Source organism: Microcoleus sp. MON1_C5 (assembly GCF_036701875.1).
Taxonomy (GTDB): Bacteria; Cyanobacteriota; Cyanobacteriia; order Cyanobacteriales; family Microcoleaceae; genus Microcoleus.
Window position 1 is genome coordinate 80756 of sequence record NZ_JAUBRN010000016.1, and the last position, 18293, is coordinate 99048.

12 protein-coding genes are annotated in these 18293 nt (G+C 48.7%); 4 read left to right on the forward strand and 8 right to left on the reverse strand.

Going from position 1 to position 18293, the window contains the following annotated elements:
* From QUA71_RS10750 to QUA71_RS10760, 3 genes are all read right to left on the reverse strand, one after another.
* Window positions 1–1359: calcium-binding protein (locus tag QUA71_RS10750; RefSeq protein ID WP_333284728.1), on the reverse strand; the 1359-nt coding region annotated here is incomplete at its 3' end.
* 34 nt (window positions 1360–1393) lie between these two features.
* On the reverse strand, window positions 1394–4690 hold the full coding sequence (locus QUA71_RS10755; RefSeq protein ID WP_333284730.1) for an Ig-like domain-containing protein: 3297 nt from the start codon (window positions 4688–4690) through the stop codon (window positions 1394–1396).
* Window positions 4691–5071: 381 nt separating this feature from the next.
* A complete protein-coding gene (locus tag QUA71_RS10760) occupies window positions 5072–7282 on the reverse strand; it encodes a recombinase family protein (RefSeq protein WP_333284732.1) in 2211 nt (736 codons plus the stop codon).
* Between the two features lie 52 nt (window positions 7283–7334).
* Between QUA71_RS10760 and QUA71_RS10765 the strand changes: the two genes are divergently transcribed.
* The gene (locus QUA71_RS10765; RefSeq protein WP_333284734.1) at window positions 7335–8699 is read left to right on the forward strand and encodes a proton extrusion protein PcxA; all 1365 of its coding nucleotides are present in this window, start codon (window positions 7335–7337) and stop codon (window positions 8697–8699) included.
* Complete coding sequence (locus QUA71_RS10770; protein ID WP_333284736.1) at window positions 8630–8842, forward strand: hypothetical protein; 213 nt, start codon at window positions 8630–8632, stop codon at window positions 8840–8842. The genes QUA71_RS10765 and QUA71_RS10770 overlap by 70 nt, the downstream gene beginning before the upstream one ends.
* A gap of 438 nt (window positions 8843–9280) precedes the next feature.
* Here the strand turns inward: QUA71_RS10770 and rodA are convergent, their stop codons facing one another.
* The 3 genes from rodA to QUA71_RS10785 form a co-directional block, all read right to left on the reverse strand.
* Window positions 9281–10540 (reverse strand): rod shape-determining protein RodA, encoded by a 1260-nt coding sequence (gene rodA, locus QUA71_RS10775; RefSeq protein ID WP_333284738.1) that lies wholly within the window; start codon window positions 10538–10540, stop codon window positions 9281–9283.
* 332 nt (window positions 10541–10872) lie between these two features.
* Window positions 10873–11220, reverse strand: coding sequence for a VOC family protein (locus QUA71_RS10780; RefSeq protein WP_190661613.1), 348 nt, complete (start codon window positions 11218–11220; stop codon window positions 10873–10875).
* A 61-nt stretch (window positions 11221–11281) separates the two neighbouring features.
* Window positions 11282–13693, reverse strand: a complete 2412-nt coding sequence (locus QUA71_RS10785; RefSeq protein ID WP_333284740.1) for a tetratricopeptide repeat protein — start codon at window positions 13691–13693, stop codon at window positions 11282–11284.
* A 214-nt stretch (window positions 13694–13907) separates the two neighbouring features.
* Between QUA71_RS10785 and QUA71_RS10790 the strand changes: the two genes are divergently transcribed.
* Window positions 13908–14147, forward strand: coding sequence for an NfeD family protein (locus QUA71_RS10790; protein ID WP_333284742.1), 240 nt, complete (start codon window positions 13908–13910; stop codon window positions 14145–14147).
* Window positions 14148–14432: 285 nt separating this feature from the next.
* Entirely contained in the window at window positions 14433–14615 is a 183-nt protein-coding gene (locus QUA71_RS10795; protein WP_333284744.1) for an NfeD family protein, read from the forward strand.
* A 196-nt stretch (window positions 14616–14811) separates the two neighbouring features.
* Here QUA71_RS10795 and QUA71_RS10800 read toward each other — a convergent pair whose 3' ends face one another.
* Both QUA71_RS10800 and QUA71_RS10805 read right to left on the reverse strand, forming a co-directional pair.
* Window positions 14812–17661 (reverse strand): antibiotic biosynthesis monooxygenase, encoded by a 2850-nt coding sequence (locus QUA71_RS10800; protein WP_333284746.1) that lies wholly within the window; start codon window positions 17659–17661, stop codon window positions 14812–14814.
* A 174-nt stretch (window positions 17662–17835) separates the two neighbouring features.
* Entirely contained in the window at window positions 17836–18192 is a 357-nt protein-coding gene (locus tag QUA71_RS10805; protein WP_333284748.1) for a carboxymuconolactone decarboxylase family protein, read from the reverse strand.
* Window positions 18193–18293: the final 101 nt, after the last annotated feature.

Genomic DNA, 18293 nt, shown 5'->3' on the forward strand with positions numbered 1-18293 from the left:
CGTGGTTGTCCCCGTTGTCGGACTCGTGGTTGTCCCCTCAATGGTGAAGGGATTGTCCTCTACGCGCGGTATTTGAGCTGTAGTGAATCGAGATTCATCTAGCGAGGTCGATCGAACATCAATCAACACCGCCAAAAATTCCCCAGTTCGCCTGTCCCTAATAATCGTGTTGCTAGAATTCGAGCCTTGGCCCTGGAAAATTTCTAACTCTGTAAAGTTAAGACCTCCAGCCAGACCGATCAAATCTCCCGGATTAAAATCTCTAATTACATCAGCATCGCCGATTTCGCGGCCCCCTGTAGTGAGAAACCCGTTGCTACCAGGCGACGTGCCCACCCTACCGAGAACAAAGATATCCGATCCGTCGCCTCCTGTCAGAGTATCAGACCCGCGATCGCCCGAAAGAATATCATCCCCAGCATCTCCAGACAAAGAATCAGTGCCGTCGCCCCCAAAGAGCAGGTCATCACCCTCGCCGCCGTCACCAGTATCGTTACCAACACCGCCGGTGATGACATCCCCGCCCTCGGAGCCCAACAAAATATCATTGCCCCCAGCGCCTATGAGGCAGTCGTTACCCGTGTCGCCAAAAACAGTGTCACTGCCCTTGTCGCCAAAAATCAGGTCGTCCTCGCCACCACCGCGCAGACAGTCATTGCCTTTACCGCCGTACAGCGAGTCGTTGCCTTCAGAACCCAAGACAAGATCGTTGCCCTGGTCGCCAAAAGCTACGTCATCGCCCTCGTCGCCAGAAACCAAGTCATCGCCTTTGCCGCCCCGCGCCGTGTCATTGCCGCGCCCGCCCTCAACAATATCTTTACCAGCGCCACCGTTGAGAGAATCGTTACCGTCTTCGCCCCTGAGTAGATCGTCTCCGTCCCGACTCAGAAGCGTGTCGTCGCCGCCACCCCCGGAAATCGTGTCATTGAACAAGCTGCCGATTAAATAGTTACTGGCGTCATTTGCGACAACTAAGCCATCGACAAAAAGTGGCTCTGGGGGAGGCGTGGGAACTGTCACAGGTGGCCGCGGCACCGGGGTGATCGAAATGTCCGGGCCCGTCCCCGTCATCCCTGTCGAAGTCCCCGTCATCATTGTTGAAGTCCCCGTCATCCCTGTCGAAGTCCCCGTCATCATTGTTGAAGTCCCCGTCATCGTTGTCGAAGTCCCCGTCATCGTTGTCGAAGTCCCCGTCATCGTTGTCGAAGTCCCCGTCATCATTGTCGAAGTCCCCGTCATCCCTGTCGAAGTCCCCGTCATCGTTGTCGAAGTCCCCGTCATCGGCGACGGTGCCGGGGACGGCGACGGTGCCGGGGACGGCGACGGTGGGGTAAAAGCTACTGGTACTGCACTTGGCATTGTTCCGACTCCTTGCGACGCTACTCAAAAACTACTAAATAAACTTAAAGTCAGATGCAGTAATGACTGTGCTGAGCGCTCCCGGCACTGTAGGAATAGAATTCAACACTGCCAAATCGAAAGCTGGGAGACTGTCATCTGCCACATTCGGGTCAAAGCCGAGAACGTACTTGTTAAAAGTATTGTTCAGGTACACGAAGAAAGCTCCCGTTTTGCTAGAACCCTTTTGATTCTTCAACACTGCATTTACTGCTTGAGCGTTATCAAATTTAGATTCAAACAAAATGACTGATTGCTTGCTGATGTCGTCGCCGCTAGACCCGATATTCCTGACGATAAAACTGGTGAAATCGAGAGTAGTTCCTGAGTTGGTTAAACCTGCGAAATTTGACGATCTGAACAAAAATCTGTCGGTCTCGCTGCCGCTAGCGTTAAAGTCAGCAATCACGTCCACGCCTTCGCTGGGAGTTTCGTAGTAGAAGAAATCATTGCCAGCATCGCCCGTGAGCAAGTCAGAACCGGCACCGCCACCCACAATGTCATTGCCTGCACCGCCGGAAAGCGAGTCGTTGTCATCGCCGCCCAATACCAAGTCATTGCCGAAGGCGCCGCTGAGACAGTCGCTGCCGGCACCGCCGTCGAGAGTGTCGTCGCCCGCTTGGCCGTCGAGGGAGTCGCTGCCGGCTTGGCCCAACACGTAGTCGTTGCCCGCACCTCCCAGTGCCGTGTCGTTGCCTTCTCCACCCAAAATCGTGTCATCGTTGTCGCCGCCGGATATGGAATCGTTATTGATACCGCCCTCGAGCAAGTTTCTGCCCAGTCCACCGTCGAGGATGTCGTCGCCTGCACCACCGTCGAGGGAGTCGTCGCCAATGCCACCAAGTAAGGTGTCAATCCCGGTGCCACCAAGTATCGAGTCGTCGCCGGATTCTCCCAACATCGAGTCATTGCCTGTTCCGCCGTCAATGCTGTCGTTATTGTCACCGCCCAATAGGTTGTCATTGTCATTGCCGCCGAACATCAGATCGTTGCCCAGTCCGCCGATCAGCGAGTCTATGCCGTCTTGGCCGTCAACGGTGTCGTTGCCCAGTCCGCCGTCAACGGTGTCGTTGCCGATCGCACCCACCACCGAGTCGTTGCCTGTTTCACCGAATACGAGGTCGTTGCCGCCATTACCATCGATGAGGTCGTTGCCGTCGCCCCCAGATAGGGTATCGTCGCCGGCCCCGCCGAGGATGAAGTCGCTGAGGTTGCTGCCTGTAAAGCTGCTGGCCGGGAGTGCGCTGCGATCGACAATATTATCTACCACCGTGATGCTGAAGGATACCGGCCCAACAGTTGCAGACCCGTCGGAGGCGGTAAACGTGAAACTGTCGCTGCCACCTGTCGCCAGCAAGTTGTATTTGACGATGTTGTTGTTGATATCGTCTTGCGTGAATTTGCCGCCGACGTTGAGAAAGGTGGTGCCCCTTTGGACAAAACCTCTGGTAGCGTCGGGGGCTTTGGTAATCGTGTAAACGATTTCCGACGGCGTGTTGTCGGGATCTGTCACTAACAAATCCGCAGCGGTGATTGTCTGGGTAGGATTACTTTTGGCAACCACCACACCGTCGTTAATTACTAGCTGCGGCGGGCTGCTGACGCGGATGGTTGCTACCGCCTGACTTGTGCCACCGTTACCGTCTGAGATCGAGTAGCTGAAGCTGTCAGTACCCGAGAAGCCCGGATTCGGGGTGTATTTGAATACGCCGCCGCCCACGGGAACCAGTTGCCCTTTGCTTGCTGGAGCAAAAGTCGTGACAGTCAGAGCGCTTTGTTCCGCGTCAGTGTCGTTCAACAGAACGTTGAGAGTGAGTTGTTGACCCGCAACCGTGGTGAAGTTGTCGTTAACTGCTTTTGGAGGTTGGTTAAGGATGGGGGTCGGACTGCTTGTCGGCGTCGGACTGCCTGTCGGCGTCGGGAAATTCGGCGTCGGACTGGCGGTCGGTGTCGGGAACGTCGGCACCGGCTCGTCTGGCGTCGGTGTCGGCGTCGGTGTCGGACTTGCTGTCGGCGTCGGTGTCGGTGTCGGTGTCGGACTTGCTGTCGGCGTCGGCGTCGGACTTGCTGTCGGCGTCGGCGTCGGCGTCGGACTGCCTGTCGGCGTCGGCAGGGGAAGCGGAGTTGCGCTGCCGGGAACTGTGGGGGCAATTACAAATGAGCTTCGCCCTAGGGTTCTGCTGTCTACTCCGGGCAATACTGCTAAAAAGTCGCCGCTGACGCCGTTGCGAATAATCGTGCTGCCGGCTTTGGTCTCAGTGCTTTGGAAGATGACCAAATCTTCAAACTTGAGGTCGCCACTTAACCCGATTAAATCTTCGCCTTGGCGAAAGTCTGTGAAAATGTCGGCATCGGCGATGTCGGGGCCGCCTGTGGTGAGAAAGGCCGCGTTAGTGCCGTCGCTGCTGCCACTGGGGGAACTGAAGGCACCGATGACGAAGACATCTCTGCCTTCGCCTCCTGCCACTACGTCTTTGCCTGCTTCGCCCCAAAGAACGTCGTTGCCCGCGCCACCGTCCACGATGTCATCACCGTCGCCGCCGAATACGATGTCGTCGCCGTCGCCGGAAAAAAATGTATCCCCGCCGGCGTTTCCGTAGAGCCAGTCGCCTCCTTCGTTGCCAAATACCAAGTCTTCACCATCGCCGCCGAAGAGCGAGTCATTGCCTTGGTCGCCCCACAGGATGTCGTCGCCTCGATCGCCCAAAAAGCTATCGTCGCCAGAGCCCCCGCGCAAGCTGTCGCTGCCTTTGCCGCCGTAAGCCGTGTCTCTGCCTTCGCCTCCGATTACCGTGTCGTTGCCGTCATTGCCGTACAGCAGGTCGGGGTTATTTCCCCCGTCGAGGGAGTCGTTGCCTTTGCCTCCATACAGGGTATCGAGTCCTAAACCGCCGTCTAGAACGTCGTTCCCGGGCGCACCGAACAGCACGTCGTCATCGTCGGCCCCGAATATTAAATCGTCGCCGTCGGCTCCTTGCAGGTTGTCGTTGCCTTGCAGCCCGGAAATCACGTCGGGCCCGGGACTGCCAACTAAGGAGTCGTTGGTTTCTCCGCCGCGGACGACGCCGCCGATGACTGCGGGCGAGGTACCTTGGCCTCCGCCCAATGTGTCGTCTATGCCGCCAAATGTGTCGTCCCCGGAGGGAGTTGGAGTTCCCGTCGGTGTTGGAGTTGGAGGCGGAGTTGGCGTTGGAGTGGGTGTTGGAGTTGGTGGTTCTGGTGTTGGTGTCGGTTCTGGTGTTGGTTCTGGTGTTGGTGTTGGTATAACTACTACTGGCACTGCACTGGGCATTATTTTGGCTCCTTTAAACAACGATCCCGATTAACTTTAAGAACTGATTAGTATCAGTTTGTTGCCACAAATCTGGCTTAAAATTGATTAATAATCCCGATCATTTCTAGCATACTAAATCAAAACTGCAACGGCTATGGATATTTTTTAAGCCCCGCATCTTTTGATCTCAAAATATTAATGATTGCACGTTTTGCTGCCTATGTTGGGTATACTTTAATATCGCCCCAGTTCTATAGAACCTAGAAGTCTGGCTTCGAGTCAGCCCGGTGTATTTATCCAGAAGCCGAAAAAATAAAAATCTTCGCTGTCATAATTTTTTCTTTCCTCCTGCGGAATGCCGAATAAATATGTGCCTCTTGCCTTCAGAAGCCGACTTTCTTATGCTGACTTCTGACAAGAAACAGAGCTGTTAATTAGGGGCAGAAGCGGCCCGGTTTGTTCTTGCCCACTGACGGATAGTTCGCTGTGGCAAAGGTAAAGCAGGGAACTGCGACTTAACAAATCTAGCAGAATTCGCCGCAGTCGCTGTTGGTCGGCAGTCGTTTCGTCTTCGGTTTCCCAGGGGCGCCCGAGTTGCGATCGCAAAAATAAGGGAGCACCAAACAATGTCGCCGCACCGCCGCTCAGCCACAGGGGCGAGCCGGCATCAAGCCAAAAGTGCCATTTGTGGGCGCGGCGGCTGCTGCGGTACTGAAAGATGTTGGCGAGGGTGACGGCTCTGGCTGCTGGGCCTTCTGGACGGACTGGAAAGGGGTTAGCGGTGACGGTTCCTTGGCGCAACAACTGGATGAACCGGGCGATCGTTTCTGAGTCGCCGCCGTTTGTTGGTTCTACGCGCTGCATTCGCCCGTTGATTTCCCAGTAGTGGCTGGCTGTTTCCATTAACTCCCGCAGGGCTGCTAGCCGATCGTAGGGCAGGTATCTGTCGTTCATCAGAAATTTCTGGATTGCTCGATCGAGCAGGGCAATTGGACTCGGCAACAGTCGCTCCTGCTGTTGCGACCGCTGTTGTTCGATCCACTCCACAATCTGCTCGTAGGCCCCGGCTGCTCGGTGTCCCAGTCTGTCCCACCGGGGAAAAGCTGTAATTGGCAGCAATTGAGGTCGATCGATATCTGGACAAAAACAGTGATCGGCGATTAAACCTGCTCTCACTTGGTCGATCGATTTTTGATTTTGAATTTGAGATTTTAGATTGAACGTCGAGTTGGAATCTTCTGTTTCCAATGAACGGTGTTTCTGGCTGCCCAACACTACCAGCATTTCGGCGGCGCCGTCTCGATCGACTAAACGGCCGAGTCCCGGATAAACTAAGGCTAACAAAGTGAGTAAAGCTCGAATCTCTGGGGTAGTAGAGAGGGGACGCTGATCGTTGAGAGATACGGCGGCGATACCATCTCGCGCGAGAATTTCCGTTAAACTGTAACGGGCGATCGCATCCATCCCGGGCGCAATTACGGCGATTTCCTGCGGTTCCACGGCTTGTGACTTCACCGCATCCACGATGATTTCGGCGGTTTCTCGCAGCAGTTGAGCCCGGGAAGTGGTTTGGAGCGATCGAACCGATCCGGGCAAACTCAAGCCTAAAGGATAAAAACCCTCTGAATTAACTGCTAAACTTACCGCTAAATCTCCAATCTCTGGGGCTAAACCGGCTGTTGCGTCCAAATTTTCCACGCTTTGACAGCGGTCTTCGAGTCGGGCTAGGTATTCCGTGTCAGCCCCCAAGCCCAAACGCACTCCTCCATCTGAATTGTAGGAGAACGCCCCCGCTGCACCTTGGTCGAGCATTCGATCGAACAAATGGCGACTTATCGCCGGATAATCGTCAACATCGTCTGCGATCACAGCTTGGTATCTAGAGGCCAAATGCTGCTGGTAACTGCTATCCGGCAACAAATAGCGCCAGTAGAGTTCGCAAACAATCCCGTAAGTCAGGAGCCCCCGCGTCAAGCACCATTCCCGCCACCTTTCCAGCAACTCTCCCATGCTAATCCACAGGTTGGTCGAGCCGCCTGAGATAGCAAATCCCTGTTCCAGAATGCTGGGAATCTCTTCTCTGGGCGTACCGCTGACAGCAGCTAGTTGTAATAAGTCTAGTGTTCGACGCACCATTCGGTTTGGACTTACCCCTGTTTGTTGCAAAATGCCTTCGTCTAGTTCGCGACGCCAGAGTCTCGTGGCAAGTTCCAGTTCTGTTTCAGGTTGCAGTCGCAGGGGAAATTGAGCTCTCAAATTCAGCGACTGAACTAGCAGGGGCCAAAATAGCAATACCTCCTGCTCAAAAAAACCGAAGGGCGTTGTGGAGTGAAAGGTATATTTTCCTTCGGTAGCGACGGCGATGCGATCGGCCAATTCTAGCCGGTTGTCTCCGTTAGCTGCTAAGACTAAAATTGCTGGGGCAGTTTGTCCAGCCCGCCGCCGCCCGGAGATCGATCGCCCTGAAACTTTTGCGGGCAAGGGCTTGACAGTTTTGCTCCAAATGCAGAACTGCTCTACTAAACGAGTGGTTTTGCCACTGCGGGCAGATCCGACAATCCAAATTGAATCCTTAATGGCAGTTCTGAATTTATGTAAATTTGTTACCATACCGTGAATACTTTAATCACTAATGTCTACAGCAAACTAACCAGCTTTAGCTATGAATACTTCTCCGTGGAACAGGATTGTAAAATATCTCTACAGCCTTCACCAATGGTATCGAGAAACCCCTGAGAGGGCTCTAGAACAAGCCTACGATGCTGCGTTAGCAATTAAGGCGATGGAAGACGAGCATTTTGGCGGTCAAATAATCTCTGAGCGATCGGGAGATTACGGACAAAGCACCCTGTCTTACTTTAAATCCGAACTGCAAAAATACCTCAAGGTCATCCAAACCCGAATGGTTGAGTTTAATGCTAGCCGTTCTTTTTTGGAACTGCCGGAGCGAGTGGGGGCTAAACCGAAAACGGGGCACAGCGCCGATCATTACCAGCACGGATTACATCTCAACAATAAAGATAGAGCCTCCCTTGTATTTGAGAAGCTAGAGTTTATTGATGGAGTCATTGACAAGTATATTAATAATAGTAGATCGACGGCAATTGTTCCGGTGGTCAGTTCAGTAAATGTGCAGGTAAAATCTACCACAAACAGCAGCTCTCCACCTGACCAAAATAAAGGTTCAGCTAATTCTGTTAAAATTCACGATGGTGAGGTTGACACTAACTATGAAGAAGTGAATTTGTTACCGCGCTCACTTTTGGGAACTTTGAATCGAATCACTAAAGATTTAGACCCGGGAGCTGAAAAAGAAGTAGTCAAGAATTTTCGCAATTCCAAAGTAAAAACAATTATTTCTCTCCGATTTATTTTGCTTTTGATTTTAGTTCCGCTGTTGACGAATCAAATTTCCAAAAACTTTCTAGTGGGACCGATAGTTGACCATTTTAGAGGCCAAGAAAATGCTCCACTTTTCATAAATGTTAACCTGGAAGAAGAAGCATTCCAAGAACTGGAGAGATTTGAGCAACACCTCAAATTTGAAAGGTTAATAGGCACTGCTCCGTCGCTTTCTTTAGAGAAAACGGAACAGAAGATTGCCGAGAAAGCAGTTGAGCTAGCCGAGGAATACCGCGCTGAAAGTAGTGGAGCTATTAAAAATATTTTTTCCGATTTGATTTCCTGCATGGCGTTTGTCGCGATTATCGTCACTAACAAAAAAGAGATTGAGATTTTAAAGTCTTTCATGGACGATGTGATTTACGGCCTCAGCGACAGTGCGAAAGCTTTCGTAATTATTTTGTTTACGGATGTGTTTGTCGGATTCCACTCGCCTCACGGTTGGGAAGTAATTCTCGAAGGTGTATCGAGGCATTTGGGACTACCAGAAAATAGGCAGTTCATATTTTTGTTCATTGCGACGTTTCCCGTTATCTTGGATACGGTATTTAAGTATTGGATATTCCGTTATTTAAACCGGAGTTCGCCTTCGGCTGTTGCTACGTACAAGAATATGAACGAATAATTAGAGGCGAAGGAAGAAGGAAGAAGGAAGAAGGAAGTTCGGCAACGGATTATGTAACGGATGTAACGGATGTAACGGATGTAACGGATGTCAGGAAGAAGGAAGCAGGAAGCAGGAAGAAGGAAGAAGAAAAAAAGATGTAATAATAGCAAGGGTTTCAGGCATTGCTCACGTCCTCAGTAGGGCGTCCATTGCACACAGAGTGGCTTACTCATAGCGCATAAAACCATTTATTTTTTGCGTCAGGAGTGGTTTAATTAAGTTGATATAGAGCCTTTCTCAGTAACATGAGGTGCACGCTTGATATAGGGCATAGGGCATAGGGCATAGGGCATAGGGCATACCTCACTTTATTGAGAACTGCTATACTTAAGCTATTTGGCCTCTAAATTTGATTTTTGGGCGGGTTCTCGCGCGCAGCCCACAAGAATTTTATCAAACTTGACAGTCATGAAGGCTCGGGTCAGGAAGCGTAAAATTTAGATGCGCCTAGGCTGATGCAAAAAAAATGCGATCGCCCGCAGAATCTCTCGAAAGAAATCAAAAGCGCGATCGCATTCCCAGAACCAATTACCAATGACCTAATTCCAACGCTTCTTGCGCTGTCGCTGGCTTGCTACCGCCTCCACCAGCCCCAGGCCGAGAAAATTACTCAGCAGCGACGCATTCCCGTAACTTAGGAAAGGCAGCGGAATGCCCGTAACCGGAGCCAAGCCAATGTTCATCCCAATATTTACGAACACCTGAAAAATCAACATTGACAGTACGCCGATCGCCAGCAAAGAACCAAAATTATCGTTAGCCGTTTGAGCGATCGTCACCAACCGGAAACAAATTATCCAGAAAATCAACAACACGGCAATACAGCCAATAAAACCCAATTCTTCGCCAATAGCTGAAAAGATAAAGTCCGTATGCTGTTCGGGAATAAAGTTAAGCTGAGTTTGCGTTCCCTGAAACAAACCCCTGCCTTTGAGTTCCCCAGCGCCAATAGCAATCCGAGATTGAATCAAGTGATATCCGCTGCCTAAAGGGTCTTTCTCGGGGTTTAAAAACCCTGTCAGACGCATTTTTTGATAATCCTTGAGCACATTCCAAAAAATATGTCCGAGGTGTCCAGAAACAACGTTCACCAACACAGCCCCGAAAGTCCCCAACCAGGGCCAAGGCAGGGTTCGCCAAGCGATAATACCCGCAACAACTACCCAGGCTATCCAAATCGGTGTAGACAGGTTATTGAAGAGAACTGAGATCAGAGGAGAGAATAGCAATATTAGCCAGCCGGGATTGACATTTCCCCAGTAAAACATCCCCATTGTGATCGCGCCGAAGACCAAGGAAGTACCTAAATTTGGTTCAGCAAAGATCAATCCCCAGGGTACAGCCATAATCGCCAGCATCCTCAACATATTACCCACGGTGGGGACAGTCTTGTCGTGCAGGAGAGCTGCTAAAGTGACAATCATGCCTACTTTGGCAAATTCTGAGGGTTGCAGGTAGAAGCCGCCGATGTTGATCCACCGCTGGGCACCGAGCCCTGTAGTACCGATAAAACGCACTGCGATCAGCGACAAATTGATTAATATGTAAATCGGCCATTTCCACTCAATCAGTATTTGGTAGCGACAGCGGGAAATGATGATGGCGAGGAACAAACCGACTGCCCCAGTTACCCAGTGCCGCCACCAGTTGATGAGTCCCTGATTAATTTCCACGCTGTGGATCATGATTCCCCCGAAGATGGTGAGGGCGATGCAAGCGGCGAACAGCCAAGGGTCTGCTTCTTCCCAGGGTTTGAAGATTGATTTCCAGCGGTTTCTGACTTGTATTCTCTGCAACATGAGGATTTTAGATTTTAGATTTTAGATTTTAGATTATCGAGCCGATTTTCGGAAGTTGTCGATATATTTCGGATTCAGACTCTGCACCTTACTTTAGAAGCGTCGGTGTGAGTACCTCACATTATTCGGGGAGTTGTAGGGATGTTCCGGGAACGAAAAAAGGAACGCCAAACCGGGTATCTGGGTATTCTATTTTTTCTGTGCGCTTACTTAATTTAGTTCGCGATCGCACGTGGTCAGAAACCGGGTTTTTGTCGAGAAGACGCGTTACAACTCGCAGAAACCGCTAAAAACCCGGTTTCTTGGGTTTTGATGCGTAAGCCCTAGAATCGTCAGGCCGGTTCGTAAAGGTACTCAAAGCCGTTCCCATCTGGATCTCTGCCGTAGAAGGATGCAGTACCGTCGCGGTGTTCGTGAATGTGGGTGACGGAAACACCATCGGCTTTGAGTTGTTCGTAGGCGGATTCCATTTCGGTACGATCGTCAAATACAAACCCAAAATGCGGCCCTGCTTGGTCGTAACTCGGACTCAACAGCGCCAATCCGTCCTCTCCTGCTTTCAAATAAGCCCAGTCTGCATCTTTCCAGACTAACTCCATACCCAAGTTGCGGTAGAATTCAGCAGACTTCTCTATGTCTTGCACGCAGACGGCTACGTGTCCCAATCGTTTTAGTTTCATATCTACAAAGTTTATGGTTGTTCTTTCGTTTATTGTATCTATTTTCTGATTTTTTGCTCGATTAATTAGCTATTTTTTCTGTTTTTTTTGTTGCGGCTAACTGTACTTTTTCTACTTGTTTGCTAGCGTCCATTTCGCTGAACAGTTGAATGGCGCGCTCAAAATTTTCTTGACTTTTCTCGATGTTACCAAGTTTTTGTTCTGTTAGTGCTAGTTGATAGCAAGCTTCGGCTCGGTCTAATTTAGCGCTGGTTCGATCGAGTATTTCTATTGCTTCTGCATGGTGCTGTAGGGCTTGGTCAAATTCTCCCTTTTCTCGGTACAGTGCTGCTATACCGCTGAGAGCCTTGGCTTTGATGGTGTTGTACTGGTTTTGGTCGGCTTGGGCGATCGCTTGGCGGTACAAACTCAAAGCTTTCTCTGTCTCTCCCAGGTTTTGATAGGTGGCGGCGAGAAAAACTAACTTGTATCCCGTACCCACCAACTGACTGTTTTCCCGATCGGCATAAAGTTTTTCGGCGATCTCTTCCGCCTCTTTTTTTGCTCCGACACAGGAGTTGAGGAAAGCTAACCCGACATCGAGCGAATACCTATTAATCCCGATTTCGTCCCGCGAAGTTTTCAGCTTGACAAATATCTCCATAGCTGATTCTAATTCGCGCATTTCTATTTGACAAAAACCTATATTAATTGCAGCGTTAACTTTCCAGAATTCCAGATTAGCTTGTTTGCCGTTTTCAGGTTCGCTGCTTTTCGCTAGAATTTGCAAAGATTTAGTGGCTTTTATTTCTGATATTTGATGGCATTCTATCGCTTGATTTATTTCACCTAATATCCGGTAACAAATGCCTAAAATACTGTATAAACCGCTCAAATAATAATCAGAAGTCACATTATTGACGATACGATTAGTGGCTGAAATTAAGGGCTGCAAGAAACCTAATTTGTAGAGTGCTCTACCCAGCTTGTAATCTTTGGCAAACTGGATATTGATTTTTTTGAGGATGACGCTCGCGGCCTGCTCGAAACAGCTAATTGCCACATAATGATAGTAAGCTTCAAAAGCTTTCAGCGCATCTTCTACAGTCTCAATATTTTCAACACTCTCGCTCCAGAACTCGGCTGCTTTGCGGTTTGCAGTTTCCCAGTCTGCGGGCGAGAGCCGATCGACCGCTTCTTCCCGAATTGCTGGATGCAGCCAGTATTCGCCCTTCTGAGACTCGACTAGCGATCGGTGCAACAGCGATTTAATGATTTGTCGGCGTCCGGCTTCCGGCACGTCCCACAGCAAACACAAAAGTCCGTCAGTAGGGACTGTCGGCACGTCTTGATAGCGGTAACAGCCCAAGCGACAGAGGAGTTGATAGGCTTCGGCATCGAGTTCGAGGAGGCGGTTGAATTGACTGGTAACTAAATTTTTTAAGTCAGTTTCAACGAGCGGATCTTCGCTGTTTTCCAGCCAGTAAGCCGCCATATCTCCGTCAAAATCTTCTCGGATAGTGCCACAAATAATGCCCATTGCTTTAGCATTGCCGCCGTAAACTTTGTGCATTTCCTTGAGGGCGACATCATCTATATTGATGTTGCGGCAGCTAAAAAATTGCTGCCAAACTTCCACCTCTAATCCCGGAAGCAAGTAGTGTTCGACGGTGACATCTGAATCGCACAGTCGATCGCGACTGGTAATCAGCGTTACCGACTGCACCGCTGCGTCAGCCAAAACTCGCAACAGTTCCACGTAAAGTCGGTGCGGTTCAATAAACTTACCTTGTCCGTCGAGTGCGGCTTCCAAATTGTCAATCAATACGCCGACTTTGTGAGTCTGAAGCTGCCGCTTCAGCCGCCCCAGAGTGACGCCAAAGTCTGGCCCTGGTTCTTCCTGAAAGTCTTGCTTGAGCCATTCTTCGATCGCACTTTCCAAAGCTGTGATGTTCTCTGTCTCTTTTGCCATCAACAGTTCAATGGTTCGATCGAACCCTTGAGATTTGAGATACTGTCGGGCCAAAGTGGTTTTGCCGATACCGCCGGCACTTTGGATGACAATCACTTTTGCACCTTGGGCGACAAGAGTATTGAGATCTTCGATCGCCCCGAAGCGGCCCAAAAAGTTCGGGTTTTCGATTTCCAAATCCGCATCAAGTCCAGGAGATACTTGGGACGGAACAGTTTGTCCCGACTGCGGTTCTAGTTTCGAGTAGCTGCGCCAATACCGCTCTACAACCGCTTGAAGGTTGTCTCTTTTGATTTTTTCGCCTTCTCCAAACAGCGCTGAAAGTCGCTTCCACAAATTAGAGGCAGCATCCTTAACAGTCCCTACTCCATACCCTTCACTATCTGCAACCTGTTGGTACGTCCTGCCTTGCACGCCTTGCCAAGCTTCGCGAAAGATCGCGCTGTCAAGGTTGTCGAGAGTTTTCAGGTTTCGAGCCACAAGTAACGAGTTGGTAAAATCCAGTGCACGATCGGCTTCCATTTAGTCACCAGGTTTAGCGTTACCCATCTGACACAACTTTAACAGACTTTTTCCGACTCGCTTACACGCTCAAACAGTGGACTTGTATAGACTTTTCCCGACTGACACGGCCGAGGTTGGCCGGGGATAATGTTGAGTGTGGAGGGGAAGTTGACAGACAAGCTTCTAACTTACACACCGATCGAGTCGAGTTTATATTTAGGAGCAAGCAGCTATGTCTATTAACGATGTGGAAACAGCGATCGTAGATGAACAAATTCGGCCTCAAGAATGCGGCCGCGTTCGTTTCCAAAACAGTTGGTGGCCGGCGAAGTGCGATCGAGACATGACTTTTGAACCCGGTGAGGTGGTTCGCGTCGTGGGAATTGAAAATATTACTTTGATCGTTGCAGCGTCGTTTGCGCTCAATTCTGAAAGTCAAGACAAATCTACAATCGGGAGTAAGCAATCCTGAATTTTGACAATTCCGAAAAAGCGATCGTGGATGAATAAATTCGACCTAATGAGTCCGGTCGCGTTCGTTTCCAAAACAGTTGGTGGCCGGCGAAGTGCGATCCTCTTCGAGGGCGCCGCTAACGAGACCTGACTTTTGAACCTGGTGAGGTGGTTCGCGTAGTCGGAATTGACAATATTACTTTGAGAGTTGAAGCGTCGTTATAAATCAATGGGTTAGGGAGTCGAGCTATAGGTTTATAGCATCCCAACGTTCCAGCCAAACTAGAATCAGGAGAAAGTAATCATGACTGTCAGCGATTTAGAAAGAGCGATCGTTGAACAAGAAATTAAACCCAATCAGTCCGGCAGTGTGCGATTTCAAAGCAGTTGGTGGCCTGCAAAATGCGTTCGAGAAATAACTTTGCAACCCGGTGAAGTTGTTCGCGTCGTAAGACTTGACAACATTACTCTGATAGTTGAAGCGTAGTTGGGAAACAATCTGGAGGTGGGGAGTTAGCGGAGGGTAGAAGGCACTTATGCTGAAGATAGAAGGCAGAATTTAAATCTCATAGAGCGATTATTGGGATGACAAACCTCACACTTTTATCTGAAAGCAGAAGCGCGAGGTTGGGCTATCCCCAAATTAAGTAAAATTCATCTTTAGCAGAGATTTATCATGTCTCTTATAGCGCAAAAGGTGGCTCGGCAAAATTAAATTTCATACTGATTGTGATGTCGTTAAAGTCACCTTTAGCAACAGCACTGGGGGAATCTTCCAGGCCAAAACGATTAGTTCCTAGGGAAATAATATGGCTTGAGCGATCGAGATTAGCTTCCTTATAAGCAAAGTAAGTCGCTGACGAGTGCTGTTGCGAATCGAAAGTTGTCATATACGGCGCGTACAACTTGCCGCTATCCAACAGATAGGTTCCAGAATTACTCAGTTGACCTTGATTTAAAGCACTCGTCTCAAGCTCAATTTTCTTTGACGTAGACAGAACAACATTCGCGTAATTAGGGTTTTCTGCCGTCACAATTTCACCCGTTAACGGATCTTTAACATCACCTTTCTTGTTGAGGACTTCGTAAAGTCCAATCCGATGTGTAAAACCTGTAGGCTGGGGGCTTTTAGTGATATCGATGTCTGCTGTGATTTTGCGATCGACAATTGTGGAAGTATCCAGAACATTGCGCCCCTTAGTCTGGCGATTGCCAATCTGATCGTCAAAGCTCTCTACAGGCCCGTTTAAGGCGATCGTCCCTCCCGAACCGTCAGCAAACTGAAAAGACAAAGCATCGCCACTGGGCTGTGCAGAAAACTGAGGGTTTTGGAATGAGAACTCGAGCGCAGGATTAGTATCAAAAATTGACCCGCCACCAATTTTATAGATAGCTAATTTGTCCGTGGTTTCAACAGGAATGTTTCGGGATGTATTAGCAGCACTGGCAGAATTATTAGCAGTGGTATTGAATAAAACGATCGCTCGTTGCCGCACTGCTTCTAAGTATCCGCTATCGGTTGGCAGAAGACCATTCACCCGATTATTACTATCATCGATAGCAAAGACCCCATATTCAACAGGTTGATTGCTCGGTTTTCCAGCCGCGAACAAAAGATTAATCCCTACACCGGGCGTATTGGATTTGTTATTGACAGCTACAATCCCATTACTGGCATTTAAAGAGACAGATAGCTCAGGTGTATCTTTAAACAGACCAGTGAGAGTATCTACACCGTTTTTCTGACCCTGGTATACAAGCGTTAGCGGATCGCTTGGCGACGAGGTACGCACCGAATCAATCCTCACCTGAGAAACGGTTGTATCTGAGAGTCCATTCCCTTCCAAAAGCGGCGAAAACTTCGCAAAAAAATCTTTAGTGTACTGTGCCTCTAAATGCTCAGTTAATGCTTTTCCATCAACATACTTCTCATAGAAAAAGTATTGGTTGGGTTGCAAAGGATCTTCATAGAGCTCAAAAGCTAGATTGTTGGATGTTTCGGCTTGTTTAGTTTGTTTTGTCAGGTCGTCTACCAGAGATATTATTTGATCGCGAGTCCCTGCCTTGGCTTTAAATTTGCCAATTAAAATTTTCTCACTGTTGATTTGACTGTCCGTTTCGACTATATCGATTGTAGGAGTATTAACTTCAGCTCCTATTGACTTTAGTCCCTCTTCAAATTGCTTGTAACTATCTGATTTTTGATACTGATCCAAGTCTGAATACTTGTTCCATTTTTCAATCAAGAGCAAATTTTGAGGATTGTTCGGAGCTCGGTAAAAATCGGTCGAGTAATTACCCTGCTGTTGTTCAGTATTTTTATCGTAATTACTGACTAAACTTAGCAATTGCTGAGAATTAGCGGCTCCAGTATTAATACTCCATCGCTTGATGGGTGCTGGATCGAGAGGAATATTAAACTTAACTGACTTACTGGGAGCATTGGGGGCTGGTGGATTAAACGGTGGACTTGGGGGCGGACTGGGGATAGGTTGAGTATCTTCGGGAATGGCTGGGTTCCAATTACCTCCATTCGCTAAATAACTTCCAAAATTCTGGCTGAGCGAAACATGGTAGTCCGGGAATTGCTTGAAATAATTGGTGAATCTTTGCTGGCTCTCAATAAACTCTCGTGTACCAGGATTTTTATTATACAGTGAACCAATCTCAGCCGCTTCATTGGCAGTATCAGCAAAGATGCCAATACCTTGTTTGGCAAAAAATTCTTCAATACCTCCCGGTGTCGCATTTTGATCCGTTCTCGACCAAATCGTTAGAAAAGTCAGAGGTTCTTTAGTAGGGCTTGCATTTCTGTAGTTGTGGGTGTATCCGGCAGGCAAAAAGCCAATTTGCCCAGGAGTCAGGTGTACATAGTAGTAGTCTTCAATTTTAGGAATACCATTTTCCCCAGGAATTTCGCCGATTTTATAAGGAGTTTTATTAGCAACGGGTAACCAAGCATCCATTTCCCCTTGCAATAAAATGAACCATTCTTCTTCAGCCCAGTGAGTGTGAGGAATCGGACCAGCATTGTAGGGGGTGACAGTCAGACCCATAGTGTAAGGTCGAGCCTGAGTTGAAGTTGAAATAGCAGTTAAATCAACGGGCAGACCCTGTTTAGTTTCGGGATTTAATGCTTGTACAGCAGCGTTGCTGATGCTGGTAGTTAAAAATTGCTGCGCTTCACCAGCAGGAAAAGAATCCCACTGATTTGAACCAGGGCTAGTTTCCTGTTGCAATCCTGTATAAAATGATAATTTTGCCCCGTTAGGATCGCCACTAGGTTCTGTTAAAACATTCGTAGCAGAGAAGTTTTTGGGAATTGGCAATCCAATATTTTTAGGCCATTGGAATTGAGGAGCTTGATTGTAGGGTGCGTTTGGGTTATACCTGTCCTCTTTCGAGAAACTAGGCCAGCTAAATCCTGGGGGTAATTTGTCAGTAGTGGTGCTGGTATTCTGAGTATTGTCCTCAGTGTGGTCGTGACCAGCGTGGCTAGCTGTCCGAGTGTCATCTTGTTCGATTTCTAACATGATTGCTTAATTTCCAAAAAATTTTGCGTCTGTTCCAATCTCGCGGTATGATGCGTCGCTTTTGTGGTAACTGCAATTCGCCAAAATTATCGCAGCGACGCACCCTACTTTATTGGGTGGAAATCCCTGTCATAAAAACAGCACTGTCAACTGTTAACTGTCAACTGTTCGCTACTAATCCGATCGCATTTGAGCGACTATCTCATTCAACACCCCAAAACAACCAGCTACTTTATTGAAGCCAGCATAGACACACATAAACAGCAGTAATTCTTCAATCTCCTCATAAGTAGCTCCCTGCTTGAGAGCCATAGAGACGTGAGATCCAAAGGGGTTCCCAGGGCCAACTTGATCCTGATTCACTACATCTACAGCAATAGTAATCAGAGCCTTTGTTTTTTGATCGATGTGTGGCAATCCCCAGGCTTCTCCAGCCACTCTGGTCACAAAATCACCAAATTTAGGGTTAATGTTCTTCAGTCCTTCTTGCAGCGCTAAATCATCCAAAACGGCATTTTTGTAATTTTCCATGAGGCTTTACCTTGCTAACTAAACTTTACTACGCAGTCATCTCTAAGTAATCTATCCAATGCCCTAAGACTAGGGTTGAATATTCTGCAAAAGTTCCCTCC